The 16878-nt window shown below is 51.6% G+C and carries 17 protein-coding genes and 3 tRNA genes; 14 read left to right on the plus strand and 6 right to left on the minus strand.

Going from position 1 to position 16878, the window contains the following annotated elements; translation table 11 throughout:
- Positions 1–12: 12 nt before the first annotated feature.
- Positions 13–1425 carry a flagellar filament capping protein FliD gene (fliD, locus tag IM282_RS19230; protein WP_023300484.1) on the minus strand — a complete coding sequence of 471 codons (1413 nt, stop codon included), beginning with the start codon at positions 1423–1425 and terminating at the stop codon, positions 13–15.
- 269 nt (positions 1426–1694) lie between these two features.
- Between fliD and IM282_RS19235 the strand changes: the two genes are divergently transcribed.
- The 8 genes from IM282_RS19235 (at position 1695) to sdiA (ending at position 8865) form a co-directional block, all read left to right on the plus strand.
- Entirely contained in the window at positions 1695–3014 is a 1320-nt protein-coding gene (locus tag IM282_RS19235; protein ID WP_192970737.1) for a FliC/FljB family flagellin, read from the plus strand.
- Positions 3015–3177: 163 nt separating this feature from the next.
- A complete protein-coding gene (locus IM282_RS19240; RefSeq protein ID WP_003859623.1) occupies positions 3178–3897 on the plus strand; it encodes an RNA polymerase sigma factor FliA in 720 nt (239 codons plus the stop codon).
- A 54-nt stretch (positions 3898–3951) separates the two neighbouring features.
- Positions 3952–4503 (plus strand): flagella biosynthesis regulatory protein FliZ, encoded by a 552-nt coding sequence (gene fliZ, locus IM282_RS19245; RefSeq protein ID WP_023300482.1) that lies wholly within the window; start codon positions 3952–3954, stop codon positions 4501–4503.
- An 86-nt stretch (positions 4504–4589) separates the two neighbouring features.
- The gene (gene tcyJ / locus IM282_RS19250; RefSeq protein ID WP_023300481.1) at positions 4590–5390 is read left to right on the plus strand and encodes a cystine ABC transporter substrate-binding protein; all 801 of its coding nucleotides are present in this window, start codon (positions 4590–4592) and stop codon (positions 5388–5390) included.
- 103 nt (positions 5391–5493) lie between these two features.
- Entirely contained in the window at positions 5494–6480 is a 987-nt protein-coding gene (gene dcyD / locus IM282_RS19255; protein WP_022648541.1) for a D-cysteine desulfhydrase, read from the plus strand.
- A 21-nt stretch (positions 6481–6501) separates the two neighbouring features.
- Positions 6502–7170 (plus strand): cystine ABC transporter permease, encoded by a 669-nt coding sequence (gene tcyL, locus IM282_RS19260; protein ID WP_022648540.1) that lies wholly within the window; start codon positions 6502–6504, stop codon positions 7168–7170.
- The gene (gene tcyN, locus IM282_RS19265) at positions 7167–7919 is read left to right on the plus strand and encodes an L-cystine ABC transporter ATP-binding protein TcyN (protein ID WP_192970738.1); all 753 of its coding nucleotides are present in this window, start codon (positions 7167–7169) and stop codon (positions 7917–7919) included. The genes tcyL and tcyN overlap by 4 nt, the downstream gene beginning before the upstream one ends.
- A 223-nt stretch (positions 7920–8142) precedes the next feature.
- Positions 8143–8865 (plus strand): transcriptional regulator SdiA, encoded by a 723-nt coding sequence (gene sdiA / locus IM282_RS19270; protein WP_032622448.1) that lies wholly within the window; start codon positions 8143–8145, stop codon positions 8863–8865.
- Positions 8866–8929: 64 nt separating this feature from the next.
- On the opposite strand, the gene IM282_RS19275 is transcribed toward sdiA, so the two are convergent.
- The gene (locus tag IM282_RS19275) at positions 8930–9154 is read right to left on the minus strand and encodes a DUF2594 family protein (protein ID WP_003859644.1); all 225 of its coding nucleotides are present in this window, start codon (positions 9152–9154) and stop codon (positions 8930–8932) included.
- Positions 9155–9619: 465 nt separating this feature from the next.
- Between IM282_RS19275 and uvrY the strand changes: the two genes are divergently transcribed.
- The 6 genes from uvrY to IM282_RS19305 all read left to right on the plus strand — a co-directional run bounded on the left by uvrY (position 9620) and on the right by IM282_RS19305 (position 13172).
- The gene (uvrY, locus tag IM282_RS19280; RefSeq protein WP_017384478.1) at positions 9620–10276 is read left to right on the plus strand and encodes a UvrY/SirA/GacA family response regulator transcription factor; all 657 of its coding nucleotides are present in this window, start codon (positions 9620–9622) and stop codon (positions 10274–10276) included.
- Positions 10273–12105, plus strand: a complete 1833-nt coding sequence (gene uvrC / locus IM282_RS19285) for an excinuclease ABC subunit UvrC (protein ID WP_023300478.1) — start codon at positions 10273–10275, stop codon at positions 12103–12105. Before uvrY ends, uvrC begins: the two co-directional genes overlap by 4 nt.
- 56 nt (positions 12106–12161) lie before the next feature.
- Entirely contained in the window at positions 12162–12710 is a 549-nt protein-coding gene (gene pgsA, locus IM282_RS19290; RefSeq protein ID WP_003859652.1) for a CDP-diacylglycerol--glycerol-3-phosphate 3-phosphatidyltransferase, read from the plus strand.
- 163 nt (positions 12711–12873) lie between these two features.
- Positions 12874–12949: transfer RNA gene (locus IM282_RS19295), tRNA-Gly, on the plus strand.
- 51 nt (positions 12950–13000) lie between these two features.
- A tRNA-Cys gene (locus tag IM282_RS19300) sits at positions 13001–13074 on the plus strand.
- A gap of 11 nt (positions 13075–13085) precedes the next feature.
- Positions 13086–13172, plus strand: a tRNA-Leu gene (locus tag IM282_RS19305).
- A gap of 121 nt (positions 13173–13293) precedes the next feature.
- Here IM282_RS19305 and IM282_RS19310 read toward each other — a convergent pair.
- Genes IM282_RS19310 through IM282_RS19325 form a run of 4 tightly spaced genes read right to left on the minus strand, consistent with a single transcriptional unit; the run spans position 13294 to position 16721 of the window.
- Entirely contained in the window at positions 13294–14307 is a 1014-nt protein-coding gene (locus IM282_RS19310) for a tyrosine-type recombinase/integrase (protein ID WP_063863693.1), read from the minus strand.
- Positions 14307–14528: a DUF4224 domain-containing protein gene (locus IM282_RS19315; RefSeq protein ID WP_032619466.1), complete on the minus strand. Its 222-nt coding sequence runs from the start codon at positions 14526–14528 to the stop codon at positions 14307–14309. Before IM282_RS19315 ends, IM282_RS19310 begins: the two co-directional genes overlap by 1 nt.
- A gap of 59 nt (positions 14529–14587) precedes the next feature.
- Complete coding sequence (locus IM282_RS19320) at positions 14588–14830, minus strand: DUF4060 family protein (RefSeq protein ID WP_045324797.1); 243 nt, start codon at positions 14828–14830, stop codon at positions 14588–14590.
- On the minus strand, positions 14817–16721 hold the full coding sequence (locus IM282_RS19325) for an exodeoxyribonuclease VIII (protein WP_192970739.1): 1905 nt from the start codon (positions 16719–16721) through the stop codon (positions 14817–14819). The genes IM282_RS19320 and IM282_RS19325 overlap by 14 nt, the downstream gene beginning before the upstream one ends.
- Between the last annotated feature and the right edge of the window lie 157 nt (positions 16722–16878).

Consider the following 16878-nt stretch of genomic DNA (forward strand, 5'->3'; position numbering starts at 1 on the left):
GATTAGCGTTTACTACTTGTTGCTGGACGTATTTTCGAACTGCTGCGTCAGGTAGCTGCTGGTGTTGTTCAGCGAGGTCATCAGTACGTCCAGCTGGGTAAACTGGGCTTTGTACTGCGCCACTCTTGCATCAATACGTTCGCTCACGGCGTTATATTGATCCGTTAACTTGTTCAGCGTTTTGCTGACGCCATCTTTGGCTGCCTGGATAATGCCTTTACTGGAAAGCCAGTCAGTCAGATGGGTGGCCATGGTGGTGGTGATCCCGGTGGTTTTTCCGTCACCTACAACCAGATCTTTCACCGCAGACGGGTTATCCGTCAGCGCTTTTTTCAGCTTTTCGCTGCTCAGCTCCAGCTTGCCCGTGCTTGGATCTGAGGTAATGCCAACCTGAGACAGCGTTTTATAGGCGGTTCCGCCGACGGTGTTGCTCAGCATGGTTTTCAGCTGCGTCTGGATAGTACGCAGCGTAGTGTCTCCGAGCAGGGCGCCGTTGCTGGAATCCTGCGCATCTGTGCCCGCATCAACCGCCGTATATTTGGTTAACGATGCAAAGCTGTCCTGAAGGGTGTTGTAGGCATCCACCCAGGCTTTCATCGCCGTTTCCGCTTTAGACGTATCTTTAGTAATCGTCAGCGTCTGGTTACCGGTGGTGACGTCGTTCAGGTTCAGGGTGATATCTTCCAGCGCATCGCTAATGGTGTTGCTGCTGTTTTCGATATCTACGTTATTCACCTTCAGCTTCGCGTTTTGCGCGGTAACGCTTTCCATCATACCGTTGCTGGCATCGGTGCTGGTGCCGTTGTAACCCATAAAGGATTGCAGGGCGCTATCGCCGCTTACGCTGATGCTGACCGCGTTGTCCGCTCCGGTTTCGGTGGAGGTGATGGACAGACGATATTGACCATTACCGACGTTAATAATACTGGCGGTCACGCCGGCGTCAGCTTTGTTAATCGCATCGCGAATGCCGGTCAGCGAGGAATTTGCCGCGCTGATATCGATGGTCACCGGATCTTTACCGTTTCCGGCGGTAAAGGTGATCTTGCTGTCAGCCGTGGCAATGGCCGTTTTGGTATCCGGCTGTGCGTTTTTGGTCGTCAGGGTTTGCGCCTGCGCCAGCTGCGACACGCTGATGGTGTATTTACCGGCAATCGCGCTGCCGGTAGTGGTGGCGCTGAATGCCGTGGAGCTACTCGACGTGCTGGTCGCCGTAAACAGGTCGGCTTTATTCAGCGCGGTGTTTGCAGTCTGAAACGCTTCCAGCGAACTCTTCAACGTGCCGTAAGCGCTAAGCTTGGCGGTATAAGATGACTGTTGTTTGGTTATCGGCGTCAACTGTGCTTTTTCGGCCGTGGTCAGACTATCCAGAATGTCTGCTAACTTAAGACCCGAACCGATCCCCAATGATGAAATACTTGCCATATTTATTCCTTAATCTATCGACACGTAGAACGAATAGTGGGGTTATCGGCTTTTATGGGGGAAAGTTTACGGTTAATTTCTTTTTTTTAATGGCGGGAATAACGGTAATAGAGAAGAGCTTTTCCGTGGCTAAAAAAATTAACGCGATCCTGAAAAAAAATCTAAAGGTTGGTTTGGACCAGACGATAACACCTTTGACGGCGATGAAGCCGAAGGGTGGAAACCCAAATCTAACCAAACAGATTTGATGAACAACAGGAATCGAAATCATGGCACAAGTCATTAATACCAACAGCCTCTCGCTGATCACTCAGAACAACATCAACAAGAACCAGTCCGCTCTGTCTTCTTCTATCGAGCGTCTGTCTTCTGGTCTGCGTATCAACAGCGCGAAAGATGACGCTGCGGGCCAGGCTATCGCTAACCGCTTCACCTCTAACATCAAAGGTCTGACTCAGGCTGCACGTAACGCTAACGACGGTATCTCTCTGGCACAGACCACAGAAGGCGCGCTGTCTGAAATCAACAACAACCTGCAGCGTGTTCGTGAACTGACCGTTCAGGCAACTACCGGTACTAACTCAGATTCTGACCTGTCTTCAATCCAGGACGAAATCAAATCCCGCCTGGACGAAATCGACCGCGTATCCGGTCAGACTCAGTTCAACGGCGTGAACGTGCTGGCTAAAGACGGCTCCATGAAGATTCAGGTTGGCGCGAATGACGGCCAGACCATCTCTATCGACCTGCAAAAGATTGACTCTTCTACTTTAGGTCTGACTGGTTTCTCCGTATCCAAAAATGCGCTGGAGCTGGGTGATTCGATTACTCAGATCGGTGACGCTAGCGGCACCATGTCTAAAGTTGATCTGTCAGATGTCGCTTCCGCACTGAAAGTTGACGCAAGCTCCCTGACGCTGCACAACGTACAGAAAGCAGGTGCTTCGACTGGTACCTATGTTGTATCTTCCGGTTCTGATAATTACTCTGTTTCTGTAGGTAGCGATGGTTCAGTGGCTCTGAACAAAACTACCGTAACTTATGATGACAGCGATAACGGTGTAACTGGCGCAACCAGCGATCAGTTCATCAAAGTAGCTTCAAACGCTAGTGGCGATGCAGTTGGTTTCGTTACTATCCAGGGTAAAAACTTCCTTGCTGGTACAGCTGGTGACGGTAAAGATGCAATTGTTAACACCTCTGGCACAACTAAAGGCACCCCAACCCCAACTAACGTTGCAACTGGTTCTGCTGCTACCCCGCTTCAGTTGAGTGGGACAACTGCGACCGCCGAGTTCGCTGGCGCATCTACTGCTGATCCACTGGCTCTGCTGGACAAAGCTATCGCGTCCGTCGACAAATTCCGTTCTTCTCTGGGTGCGGTACAGAACCGTCTGAGCTCTGCGGTAACCAACCTGAACAACACCACTACCAACCTGTCTGAAGCGCAGTCCCGTATTCAGGACGCCGACTATGCGACCGAAGTGTCAAATATGTCCAAAGCGCAGATCATCCAGCAGGCCGGTAACTCCGTGCTGTCCAAAGCTAACCAGGTTCCTCAGCAGGTTCTGTCTCTGCTGCAAGGCTAATCGCCTGATTACGCTTAAACCCCGCTTCGGCGGGGTTTTTTCTATCCACGCACAAGCGTAACCCCCCAAATAACCCCTCATTTCACCCACTATTCACCCGATTAAAACCCCTCCAGAATCGGATAATCATGCCGATAACTCAACTAACGCAGGGCTGTTTATCGTGAATTCACTCTATACCGCTGAAGGTGTAATGGATAAACACTCGCTGTGGCAGCGTTATGTTCCGCTGGTGCGTCACGAAGCATTGCGCCTCCAGGTGCGTTTGCCGGCGAGCGTGGAACTGGACGATCTGCTACAGGCGGGCGGTATCGGGTTATTGAATGCAGTTGACCGGTACGACGCTCTGCAAGGAACGGCATTTACGACTTACGCAGTGCAGCGTATTCGTGGTGCGATGCTGGACGAGCTGCGCAGCCGCGACTGGGTGCCGCGCAGCGTTCGCCGCAACGCGCGCGAAGTGGCGCATGCGATGGGGCAGCTGGAACAGGAACTGGGGCGCAACGCGACGGAAACCGAAGTGGCGGAGCGTCTGGGCATTCCTGTTGAAGAGTATCGCCAGATGTTGCTCGATACCAATAACAGCCAACTCTTCTCTTATGATGAGTGGCGCGAAGAGCATGGCGATAGCATCGAGCTGGTGACGGATGAACATCAGCAAGAAAACCCGTTACACCACTTACTGGAAGGGAATTTACGCCAGCGCGTGATGGAAGCGATTGAAGCTTTACCTGAACGTGAGCAACTGGTGTTAACCCTCTATTACCAGGAAGAGCTCAATCTCAAAGAGATTGGCGCCGTGCTGGAGGTGGGCGAGTCACGGGTGAGCCAGCTGCACAGCCAGGCCATTAAACGCCTGCGCACAAAACTGGGTAAGTTATAGGTGAGTCATTCGCCTTGGAAATGCCGCACAACGTATTGACAACCAGGAGTTATCATGACGGTGCAGCAATCTAAAAGACGGCCTTTAAGCCGCTACCTGAAAGACTTTAAACACAGCCAGACGCATTGCGCCCACTGTAAAAAATTACTCGACCGCATCACGCTGGTTCGTCGCGGTGAAATCGTGAATAAGATTGCGATTTCCCGCCTCGACACGCTGATGGATGAAGCCGCCTGGCTTGAAGAGCAAAAAGAGTGGGTAGCGCTTTGCCGTTTCTGTGGCGATCTCCACTGCAAAGAGCAAAGCGACTTCTTCGATATTATCGGCTTCAAGCAGTTCCTGTTTGAACAAACGGAGATGAGTCACGGCACCGTGCGTGAATACGTGGTTCGCCTGCGCCGCCTGGGTCAGCATTTGACCATGCAAAATATCTCCCGCGATCTGCTGACGACCGGATACCTGGATGAAAATCTGGAGCCCTGGCTGCCCGCCACCAGTACCAACAATTACCGCATCGCGCTGCGAAAGTACGCGCAATATAAAGTCCAGATGCCGGGCGTCATAAAGCAGAAAGTCCACGCCGGAACAACTTCTGATATATATTAAAAAAGAATAAGATGTAGCGCAGCCGCCTTTGACGTTGCAGGCGATTTCTCTACACTACTCAAAAATTCCACTGTATCGGAGTACTTATGAAATTAGCAGTTCTGGGTCGTCAGGCGCTGATGGGGATGATGGCCGTTGCGCTGGTCGCGGGGATGAGCGTGAAAACGTTCGCGGCAGATAATCTGCTCAACAAAGTCAAAGAGCGCGGCACGCTGCTGGTTGGGCTGGAAGGAACCTATCCTCCGTTCAGCTTCCAGGGCGACGACGGTAAGCTGACCGGTTTTGAAGTGGAGTTTGCGCAAGAGCTGGCCAAGCATCTCGGCGTCAAAGCCTCCCTGAAACCGACCAAATGGGATGGTATGCTGGCGTCACTGGATTCCAAACGTATCGACGTGGTGATTAACCAGGTGACCATTTCTGACGAGCGTAAGAAGAAGTATGACTTCTCTACGCCGTACACCGTGTCCGGTATCCAGGCGCTGGTGAAGAAAGGTAACGAAGGCAGCATCAAATCCGCCGCGGATCTGAAAGGTAAGAAAGTCGGCGTCGGTCTGGGCACCAACTACGAAGAGTGGCTGCGCCAGAACGTGCAGGGCGTGGACATCCGCACCTATGATGATGACCCGACGAAATACCAGGATCTGCGCGTAGGCCGTATAGACGCCATTCTGGTTGACCGCCTGGCAGCGCTGGATCTGGTGAAGAAAACCAACAATACCCTGGCCGTCGCGGGCGATGCATTCTCCCGTCAGGAGTCCGGCGTGGCGGTGCGTAAAGGTAACGAAGATCTGCTGAAAGCCATTGATGCTGCCATTGCTGAAATGCAGAAAGACGGCAGCCTGAAGGCGCTTTCTGAGAAGTGGTTCGGCGCAGACGTGACGAAATAAGTCTCTGACCGACAAAAAAAGGCGCTTTTAAAAGCGCCTTTTTTATTTCTCGCGCGTCTGCGTGCATAATGAAATAACAATTGTTTGCGTGACCGGAGGAACCATGTCACTACAGAATTTAACGCGCTTTCCCCGTCTGGAATTTATCGGCGCACCCACGCCGCTGGAGTATCTGCCGCGATTTTCTGACTATCTGGGGCGCGATATTTTCATTAAGCGTGACGATGTGACGCCCATGGCGATGGGCGGGAATAAGCTGCGCAAGCTGGAATTTCTCGCCGCCGATGCCCTGCGCGAGGGCGCGGATACGCTGATCACCGCCGGGGCAATTCAGTCTAACCACGTTCGCCAGACGGCGGCAGTGGCGGCGAAGCTGGGCCTTCACTGCGTAGCCCTGCTGGAGAACCCGATTGGCACGCAGGCAGAGAATTACCTGACTAACGGTAACCGCCTGATGCTGGATCTGTTCAACGTCCAAGTTGAAATGGTTGACGCGTTGACTGACCCGGCTGCACAGCTTGATGAACTGGCGACGCGCCTGGAAGCGCAGGGCTTTCGTCCGTACGTCATCCCGGTTGGCGGCTCGAATGCGCTTGGTGCCCTCGGCTATGTTGAGAGCGCGCTGGAAATCGCCCAGCAGTGCGAAGGCGCGGTGAGTTTGTCCTCGGTGGTAGTGGCGTCCGGCAGCGCGGGTACCCATGCCGGTTTAGCGGTCGGGCTTGAGCAACTGATGCCGGACGTAGAGTTGATTGGCGTGACGGTTTCCAGAAGCGTTGCGGATCAAAAGCCGAAAGTCGTCACCCTGCAACAGGCGGTGGCAGAACAGCTTGCGCTTCAGGCGAAGGCGGAAATATTGCTGTGGGATGACTACTTCGCGCCGGGCTATGGTACCCCCAATGATGAAGGGATGGAGGCCGTTAAGCTGCTGGCCCGCCTCGAAGGTATTCTGCTTGACCCGGTCTATACCGGTAAGGCGATGGCGGGCCTTATCGACGGTATCGCCCGCAAGCGCTTTAAGGATGAAGGACCCATTTTGTTTGTTCATACTGGCGGGGCGCCTGCGCTGTTTGCCTATCATCCCCATGTCTAAAAATCAGGTAGAAAAATAATAATGCAAGAAAGTATTCAACTGGTTATTGATTCGCTGCCGTTCTTGCTTAAGGGCGCGGTGTTTACTTTACAGCTCAGTATCGGCGGGATGTTCTTCGGGCTGGTGCTCGGGTTTGTGCTGGCACTGATGCGCATGTCGAACGTCTGGCCGGTGCGGTGGCTGGCGCGGTTTTACATCTCCGTGTTTCGCGGAACGCCGCTTATCGCCCAGCTGTTTATGATTTACTACGGGCTGCCCCAGTTCGGTATCGAGCTGGATCCGATCCCGGCGGCGATGATTGGCCTGTCGCTGAATACGGCGGCGTACACCTCTGAAACGCTGCGTGCGGCGATCTCGTCCATCGATAAAGGACAGTGGGAAGCAGCGGCCAGTATCGGGATGACCCCGTGGCAGACGCTGCGCCGGGCGATCCTGCCCCAGGCGGCGCGCGTGGCGCTACCTCCGCTGAGCAACAGCTTTATCAGCCTGGTGAAAGACACCTCGCTTGCGGCGACCATTCAAGTGCCGGAGCTGTTCCGTCAGGCGCAGCTGATCACCTCGCGCACGCTGGAAGTGTTTACCATGTATCTGGCGGCCTCGCTGATTTACTGGGTGATGGCGACGGTGCTGTCCGCCCTGCAAAACTATTTTGAAAACCAGCTTAACCGCCAGGAGCGAGATCCAAAATGATTGCAATTGACGTCAAAAACCTGGTGAAAAAATTCCACGGGCAAACGGTGCTGCACGGCATCGACCTTGAGGTTGAGCAGGGCGAAGTGGTGGCAATTATCGGCCCGAGTGGGTCAGGGAAAACCACGCTGTTGCGCAGCATTAATTTGCTTGAGCAGCCCGAAGGTGGGACGATCCGCGTGGGCGATATCACCATTGATACCGGGAAACCCATCAGCCAGCAAAAAGGGCTGATTCGCCGCCTGCGTCAGCATGTTGGCTTCGTATTCCAGAGCTTTAATCTCTTTCCGCACCGTACGGTGCTGGAAAATATTATTGAAGGCCCGGTCATCGTAAAGGGTGAACCAAAGGAAGACGCGACGGCCCGCGCCCGCGAGCTGCTGGCCAAGGTTGGCCTGGCCGGGAAGGAGACGAGCTATCCGCGTCGGTTATCTGGCGGGCAGCAGCAGCGTGTCGCCATTGCGCGCGCGCTGGCGATGCGCCCGGATGTGATCCTGTTCGACGAACCCACATCCGCACTCGATCCTGAGCTGGTCGGGGAAGTGCTTAACACTATCCGACAGCTGGCGCAGGAAAAACGCACGATGGTGATTGTGACGCATGAAATGAGCTTCGCTCGCGACGTTGCCGATCGGGCAATTTTCATGGATCAGGGGCGAATAGTAGAGCAGGGGCCAGCTAAGGCGCTGTTTGCCAATCCTCAGCAGCCTCGAACCCGCCAGTTCCTTGAAAAATTCTTAATGCAGTAGCATTTTCACGCTCAATTTGCTCCAGATGTCGCTTCTGGAGCAAATTATCCTCCCATAACTTCAGTTTTGTTGATTTTTTATTACGCCCGATGTGGATAAGCCATCGCCAAATTAAAGATAATCCGTCTGTGGTCGATATTTTATATAAATGATCCTGCTTTATGTGTTAGGTTATATTCACCATAATAATGATTATCTTTATCAGAGGCTTCATTCGGCAAGTATGAGGGATATAGACTTTTTCACCTGGCGACGGGAATGCGTCCTCCGGTTTCAGGAAATGACCTGTGCTGACGAGGTATATCAGGAACTTCAGCGACAAACGCAGGCGCTTGAATTCGATTATTATGCGCTTTGTGTTCGACACCCTGTGCCATTTACCCGCCCGCGAACATCCGTCCATTCCAGTTATCCGCAACAATGGATGGCGCAATATCAATCCGAGAATTATTTCGCCATTGACCCGGTACTGAAGCCGGAGAATTTCATTCAGGGTCATTTGCCCTGGACGGATGAATTATTCACGGATGCCCAGCAATTATGGGACGGCGCGCGGGACCACGGTTTACGTAAGGGAATAACCCAGTGTCTGATGCTGCCAAATCATGCGCTCGGCTTCCTCTCCGTGTCATGTACTAGCTTACAGGCACACTCGATATCCAGTGAAGAAATTGAGCTGCGTTTACAAATGCTGGTTCAGATGGCGCTCACTACACTGTTGCGCTTTGAACATGAGACGGTGATGCCGCCGGAAATGAAATTCAGCAAGCGTGAACGGGAAATTCTGAAGTGGACCGCAGAAGGGAAGACGTCGGCAGAAATTGCCATCATTCTTTCCATCTCGGAAAATACCGTCAACTTCCATCAGAAGAATATGCAGAAGAAATTCAACGCGCCGAATAAGATCCAGATAGCGTGTTATGCCGCGGCGACTGGGCTTATTTGACTGATATCACGTTCTGCGTGTCAGACGAGGAAAAGGCTGAATGCATTGCATCCAGCCTTTTTTGTTACTGGCGGTAGGCTTGTTTAATTTGCTTAACTGTATTGGCAAAAACAGCGGATTCCGCCTGATCTTCCATCTGCGCGATCTGTTTTTCCATTTTAATGATCACACGTCCAGCATCAGCCTGGCCCATCGCCTGTAGCATAAGCGTCAGCAGCGACTTCAGGCAGTTTACTTCCTGTGCCAGTTCCTGGTTATTCTCGGCAGTGGCAAATTCAGGTGTGCTCATTTATTTTCCTCATTATAAAACAGCGCATGAGCGCGACGATGAAAGTTAAGGCGGCGGAGTATACCACAAGCTGCGGCAAAAAATGCAGTGGTTGTTTTTTATACTTTTACGCGTATTGATTATTGGCCGGTGCGGATTATGAAGGTAATCTGCCCACTATGTTAGCGACAATTAAATGTTTATCGCCGGTACGCCATCCGTTAATTGTTGTTACAAAAAAATGAGAGCATTTTTTAGTTTACGTTAACAAATGTTTTGGTGGCTTTTTGAATGCTGGTGCTAAAAAAATAGCGGTAAAGCCCAGTACACATGGGTTTTCTTTCCACTTACTGTACAGCCTAATTTCCAAAAACGAGACCCGAATCGTATAGCCGATTTTTTAGCGTTTTAATCTTGCATGGAAAACCGTTAATATAAACCCAATTAGCAGTCAGTAGCGTTATCCCTATTCTGGAGACATTTCCTTTGATCAACGTCCTTCTTGTTGATGACCACGAACTGGTGCGCGCAGGGATACGACGCATTCTTGAAGATATAAAGGGTATTAAAGTAGCCGGCGAGGCGTGCTGTGGCGAAGATGCCGTCAAATGGTGTCGCGCGAACTCCGCAGACGTGGTGCTGATGGATATGAACATGCCCGGTATTGGCGGGCTTGAAGCCACGCGCAAAATCGCGCGCATGTTCGTTGATACCAAAGTCATCATGCTGACCGTCCATACCGAAAATCCGCTGCCCGCCAGGGTCATGCAGGCGGGGGCTGCGGGGTATCTCAGTAAAGGTGCTGCACCGCAGGAAGTCGTCAATGCGATCCGCACCGTTCACGCAGGGCAGCGCTATATCGCTTCTGATATTGCTCAACAGATGGCGTTGAGTCAGATTGAACCGGAAAAAACGGAATCTCCGTTTGCCAGTTTGTCTGAGCGCGAATTGCAGATTATGCTGATGATCACTAAAGGTCAGAAGGTGAATGAGATTTCTGAGCAGTTGAATCTCAGCCCGAAAACGGTCAACAGCTATCGCTATCGGATGTTCAGTAAACTGAACATCCACGGTGATGTCGAACTGACTCACCTGGCCATTCGCCATGGTTTGTGCAATGCGGAGTCGTTAATAAGTCAGTGAGTGAAGCGTTCGATTCAAAAGCATTTCTGAAAACCGTCACCAGCCAGCCAGGCGTCTACCGGATGTATGATGCTGGCGGTACGGTTATCTATGTCGGTAAGGCGAAAGATCTGAAGAAACGCCTTTCAAGTTATTTCCGCAGCAACCTTGCCTCCCGTAAAACCGAAGCGCTGGTCGCACTTATACACAACATTGATGTCACCGTAACGCACACGGAAACGGAAGCGCTGCTCCTTGAGCACAACTACATTAAGTTGTATCAGCCGCGCTACAACGTTCTGCTGCGTGATGACAAGTCCTATCCGTTTATCTTCCTGAGCGGCGACACGCACCCGCGGCTGGCGATGCATCGTGGCGCTAAGCATGCGAAAGGAGAATATTTCGGCCCCTTCCCGAACGGTTATGCCGTGCGGGAAACGCTGGCGCTTTTGCAAAAAATCTTCCCTGTTCGCCAGTGCGAAAACAGCGTTTATCGCAACCGCTCCCGGCCATGCCTGCAATATCAGATTGGCCGCTGCCTGGGACCATGCGTTGAAGGGCTGGTGAGCGAAGAAGAGTACGCGCAGCAGGTGGAATATGTCCGCCTGTTTTTAGCCGGGAAAGACGATCAGGTGCTGACGCAACTGATTACCCGCATGGAAAAAGCCAGCGCGGCGCTGGAATTTGAGGAGGCCGCACGCATCCGCGACCAGATCCAGGCGGTGCGCAGGGTGACCGAGAAGCAGTTTGTTTCCAATACGGGCGACGACCTCGATGTCATCGGCGTTGCCTTTGACGCCGGCCTGGCCTGCGTTCACGTGCTGTTTATTCGTCAGGGCAAAGTGCTCGGCAGCCGCAGTTACTTCCCGAAAGTGCCGGGCGGGACTGAGATGGGTGAAGTGGTGGAGACCTTTGTCGGCCAGTTTTATTTGCAGGGCAGCCAGATGCGTACGCTGCCCTCGGAGATCCTGCTCGACTTCACGCTGGACGATAAAACCCTGCTGGCGGACTCACTTTCAGAGCTGGCAGGCCGCCGGGTGAATGTCCAGACGAAACCGCGCGGCGATCGTGCGCGTTATCTGAAGCTGGCGCGAACCAATGCCGCCACGGCGCTGACCACCAAACTTTCCCAGCAGTCGACCGTCAGCCAGCGTTTAACCGCCCTTGCTACGCTGCTCAAGCTGCCGGAAGTGAAACGCATGGAATGCTTCGACATCAGCCATACGATGGGTGAGCAGACCGTGGCGTCGTGTGTGGTCTTTGATGCCAATGGCCCACTGCGGGCAGAGTATCGTCGCTATAACATCACCGGCATTACGCCCGGTGACGATTATGCCGCCATGAATCAGGTGCTGCGCCGTCGCTATGGTAAAGCGATTGAAGAGAGCAAAATCCCGGACGTTATCCTTATCGACGGCGGGAAAGGGCAGTTGGGGCAGGCGAAGGCGGTATTCGAATCGCTCGACGTGGAGTGGGATAAGAACCATCCGCTGCTGCTAGGGGTAGCGAAAGGGGCAGATCGTAAGGCTGGCCTGGAAACGCTGTTCTTTGAGCCGGAAGGCGAGGGCTTTAGCCTGCCGCCAGATTCCCCTGCACTGCACGTGATCCAGCACATCCGAGATGAGTCGCACGATCATGCCATTAGCGGACACCGCAAAAAACGGGCGAAAGTGAAAAATACCAGTACCCTTGAGACGATTGAAGGCGTCGGGCCAAAACGTCGCCAGATGCTGTTGAAGTATATGGGCGGATTGCAAGGATTACTCAACGCCAGTATGGAAGAAATTGCAAAAGTGCCGGGTATTTCGCAAGGGCTGGCAGAAAAGATCTACTACTCGTTGAAACATTGAGGGCTCTGTAGCAACATAGAGCTAAATTTTACTGACAACAGACAGTTACCGTCATCATGCGATTTAATATCCCTACGTTGCTTACTCTCTTTCGCGTTGTGCTCATTCCGTTCTTCGTCCTGGCATTTTACCTGCCGGTCGTCTGGGCGCCTTTTGCCTGTGCGCTTATTTTCCTGATTGCCGCCGTGACGGACTGGTTTGACGGTTATCTGGCGCGTCGCTGGAACCAGAGTACCCGCTTTGGCGCGTTCCTCGATCCGGTTGCGGATAAGGTGATGGTGGCAATCGCGATGGTGCTGGTGGCGGAACATTATCATACCTGGTGGGTGACGCTGCCTGCCGCGACCATGATTGGCCGTGAGATTATTATCTCTGCCCTGCGGGAGTGGATGGCGGAGCTGGGTAAACGCAGCAGCGTGGCGGTGTCCTGGATCGGTAAAGTTAAAACCACTGCGCAGATGGCGGCGCTGGTGTGGATGCTGTGGCGTCCGAATGCCTGGGTAGAGTGGGCCGGCATTGGTCTGCTGTGGGTTGCGGCGGTGCTGACATTGTGGTCAATGCTGCAATATTTGAACGCTGCTCGCGGTGATTTGCTTGAACAGTGATCGTTTCGGCTTAATTTTCAGCAAACGATCCTGAGATGCAAAAAATAACGTTGACTCATAACGTCATATCAGTAGAATGCAACGCATCGAACGGCGGCACAGTAAGCCGGACGATAATGAAATCAAGTGCTTAGCAAGTCGTTAAATAGTTACTTGATAACATGCGGGAATAGCTCAGTTGGTAGAGCACGACCTTGCCAAGGTCGGGGTCGCGAGTTCGAGTCTCGTTTCCCGCTCCAGATTAATGCATCGGCAGTTTGCGGGTGCAGGTCGAAAGACAAAAGATTTAAGGCGCGTTAGCAAAGCGGTTATGTAGCGGATTGCAAATCCGTCTAGTCCGGTTCGACTCCGGAACGCGCCTCCACTTTCTTCCCTGGCCGGATGGTGGAATCGGTAGACACAAGGGATTTAAAATCCCTCGGCGTTCGCGCTGTGTGGGTTCAAGTCCCACTCCGGCTACCATGGGAAAAAGCAGAATAATCAAAGCAATAAGCAGTGTCGTGAAACCACCGAAAGGTGGTTTTTTTGTGCCTGAAATCCAGTTTCCTAACATCCTTCCTAACATCCTTCCTAACATCATTTCTTATTTTTGCCCGCCTACCACTGGCACAATTTTTACTTTTCGATCGTAACGTGCCGTTTGCGTGATAGTTTTGTGTCCGGAAATTTGCTGTTTCTCCTGTAGGCTTCCTTCCAGATCCGATACACCCTTGGCCTTTAGATCGTGGAACGTAAAATCAAAAAGCATGTGAGGATGTTTTTTTTGAGCTTCTTCTTTCGCTTGTTGCCAGCGACTATTAAAGCCGTCACGTGTGTAGCGGCGACCATTAAACTGATGGATCAAGTAAACACTGGACATTCCATTTTTAAGCGGTAATGTTTTTGCAAGCTCTACAGCTGCTAACAAACGTTCAGACCAGGCTTTGATCTGCTTTGCTGCGGTTTTACCCTGGCGGATAAAAATCCCTTCTTGTAATAGCTGGTTTTTTTGCACAGCGAGTACATCCCCCTGACGTGCCAGGCAAAGATAAGCCAATTCCATGGCTACTTTGACGACCGTCGGCGATACTTCATAAAGCGCATAGTATTCTTCATCGGTAACGTATCTTTCACGTTCTTCCTCTTTGAATTGCCTTACTCCCTTACATGGGTTGCCTTTCACCATGCCTCTTTCGTAAGCCCATCCGTAGACCCTGCTTAGAAACGCTTTTTCCCTGTTCGCCTGCACGGGTGCGGCCACGCCTCGTTTATCCATGTATTGCCTGATGTGCTGGGGCTTAACGCTATCTGGATCCATTTTCCCAAACACCGGGATCAGCTTGCGTGAGTATTTTATATAATCTTTACGGGTTTCATTGCCTAATTTGTGATAATCGGCGCTGGCAAAAAAATCATCGATTAGTCCAGACAGATTCTTTTTCTCTTCGATAACTTTCAGCGCTGCCTCATACTTGGCCCAAATTAAAGATACTGGTGAATCCAGAGGACACAAGTTTATGGATCCACCCGTTGCCGGGTGGAATTCGTATTTTGATTTCCCCCGGTAGACACGCGAGGGGAGAATTGCATCAGAAGGATTTTTTCGTTTACCAGCCATTACATTGCATCAAAGTTTGGAGTATTTAACTCAGTTTTTACGTCAGGTACCATCCTCAATGCGATCGGATTGTTCACATGGTTCCAGGTGGTTCTGGGATAACCGTTGCGATCTTCTTTAAACCAGATCCCGGCTGAGGCAAGCCATGCGCATTGTTTCTTGGGTTGTTTGTACCCGGTCAGCTTACGAATTGCATCGTTAGTTAAAATGTCATCAGTCATAACCACTACTCACGATGACCAGCTGCATAATAGACATTGCAGCTGGAGAGAGTTGAATTTTAGAAATCACCCAGATCAGCCATTCGTTTTATGTTCCGGGCTCCTAGCATCGCGGTGGCAACATAGCTACGGCGTCTGTTAATTACCTCTACGATCACTTTCTGTTTGCCTACCATTACTGTGTAAAACGTTTGGGTATGGCTACGTCCATGATTTCCGAATTTCTCATAATGCGATTTGAGTGCGGCGGCGCATGCTGGCCCGCCTATGCTGTCGTTCGCGCTGCGATTAATCAGTAGCACCTGAACCTTCCTGCTGAATGATGCTTTCAACACTTCGCGCAAGCTCTGTTGCCATGATCGGCAAATCATCGTACTGATTGCAGTAAGCGGGGTTAGCACACAGGCCCTGAAGAGCTGCAATCGTTAGCTGTTGCTGGTAGGAGAGGGATGTCTGCTGACTGTTTGCTTCAGGCTGCTGTTCAGGTGTCTGTTGAGGTTTTGCAGTAACAACCGGTGGATCGAGCACTACCGGTTTTGGCTGTTCAGGGCGACGGTATTCCACGATTGCATCAAGCGCGATTTTCTGACGCACGCTAATATCGTCAGACCAACTATCGAGCAGCGTCGTTGCCACATCGTGAATTTCTTCGTCTGAGAAATCAGGTGAGAGGCAATATTCAGTTGTGGCTATATCAGTCATCAACAATGGTATTACGTCGGAAACACTATGGCCGGTGCACTTCACTACGCCTTCTGCTTCTTCTTTTCCCATGATATTGGTACGCCCGGAAATCAGATCATTAATCGCCTGAGCAATTTCAGTTTCGCGGCCACTTAATGCTGGTTGTACTTCCTCTTTTTCGACTTCATTTGAGGTGTTGTTGATCAAAGTATCTACTGAAAATATACCATCGCCCAGGTTCTCTACGCGCGGCTGCTCATTGGCCTGCGGCGCTGGCTTTGCATTCTGTGTGAATGCCTCTTTAAGCTCTTTATCGAACTGCGCAGCTTTTCCCGGGCAAACTGCTGGTGGCAGAGTTTCGCTCTGTATCGACGGTTGGGTTTTATCATCTGTCTTTTCCTCTGGGATAACGCGGGGTTTCGCTTTGCATGCAATATCTATGGTTTTCTGATCTGGCTTCGCATGATTCGATTCAACCAGTTCGCGATTGATGTACTCACGTAATTTGATCGGGTTTAGCCAGAGGTCTTTAGGCGCAGATTTGATCAAGGCGATGATGGCCGCGCGGGAATAGTCCAGAATGCCAGGCGTGCCGCGCAGTTGTGCCCACCATGCAGTGAACTGGGGATCCTGCGCTGCTTCTGCCATTCCTTTCGCGGCCATCATGAATCTGTTAGGGATCCAGTAAATGTCGATCTCGTCGTACATGCTCAGAATTGCAACCGCTACTTCGATACGCAGAGTCGAAAGGTTATGAACCAGATCAGGGCTACGGTCGGTCTTGTTGCCGCCTCCAAGAGTGGCGCCCGAGTCTGTGTGGCTTTCTTCGGTGATGGTGGTAGCTTGTGGGCGCTTATCTACTGGCGTGTCGAGCCACTTGGCGATCTGCTTTTTAATGTCAGGCCATTGTGATGATTCTTTTGTGTTCTCGCGTACCCAGGCCAGTAATTGCTCCTGGCGTTCCGGCGCCAGCGACAGAGCGCGGGGTTCTTTCGCCAGTGCTTCTGTCAGTTCACGGGTAAAGCTTCCAGCATCATCATTAACCAGGTCTACAATCTGGCCGTACTGCGCCTCAGTGATTCCAGGAACCGGGCCGAACAGTGCAAGGCAAGCTGCCCGGGATGTCTGGTCGAGCCGCGCAACGGTTTTAACTTCTTCCTGTGCCTGGTTGTCTTCCCGATCGGCTTTTTCATCAGTTTCTGATTGGGGTGCCGCAGCTGGTTCACCTACGTTTACATTCCAGACGGCAACCGTGCTAAAAAAATCAGTAGAGAATGCATCCAGCTCCGGACAGGGTAAATCTTCACGGTGCTCCCAGATTTTCACCTTAAAGAAATCATCAATATGTTCAGGATGTTCAGCCGCCAGCTTACCGAAAATAACAGCTTCAGCGATGGCTTTTGTGGACGCGTTTACCGCGATGGCAAGTGGTTTTAAATCAGGGTGTTTTTTTAATGCTTTATCTTTTGGGAAGTAAGCACCACCAAATACTTTTAACTCAACAGACATAATGACCTCGCTTAATATTTAAAAAATGATGTTGAATGAAATGGCTTGCGGATGCCGCGTTTTACTGTTCTTAAAGCGTCACGCCTTTCTCTTTTTTCATTGCATTGCTCACATAAATAAATCGTGCGCTTGAAGGGGTATATGTCTGTTTTCCTTT

Source organism: Enterobacter cloacae complex sp. P29RS (assembly GCF_014893445.1).
Classification (GTDB): domain Bacteria; phylum Pseudomonadota; class Gammaproteobacteria; order Enterobacterales; family Enterobacteriaceae; genus Enterobacter; species Enterobacter intestinihominis.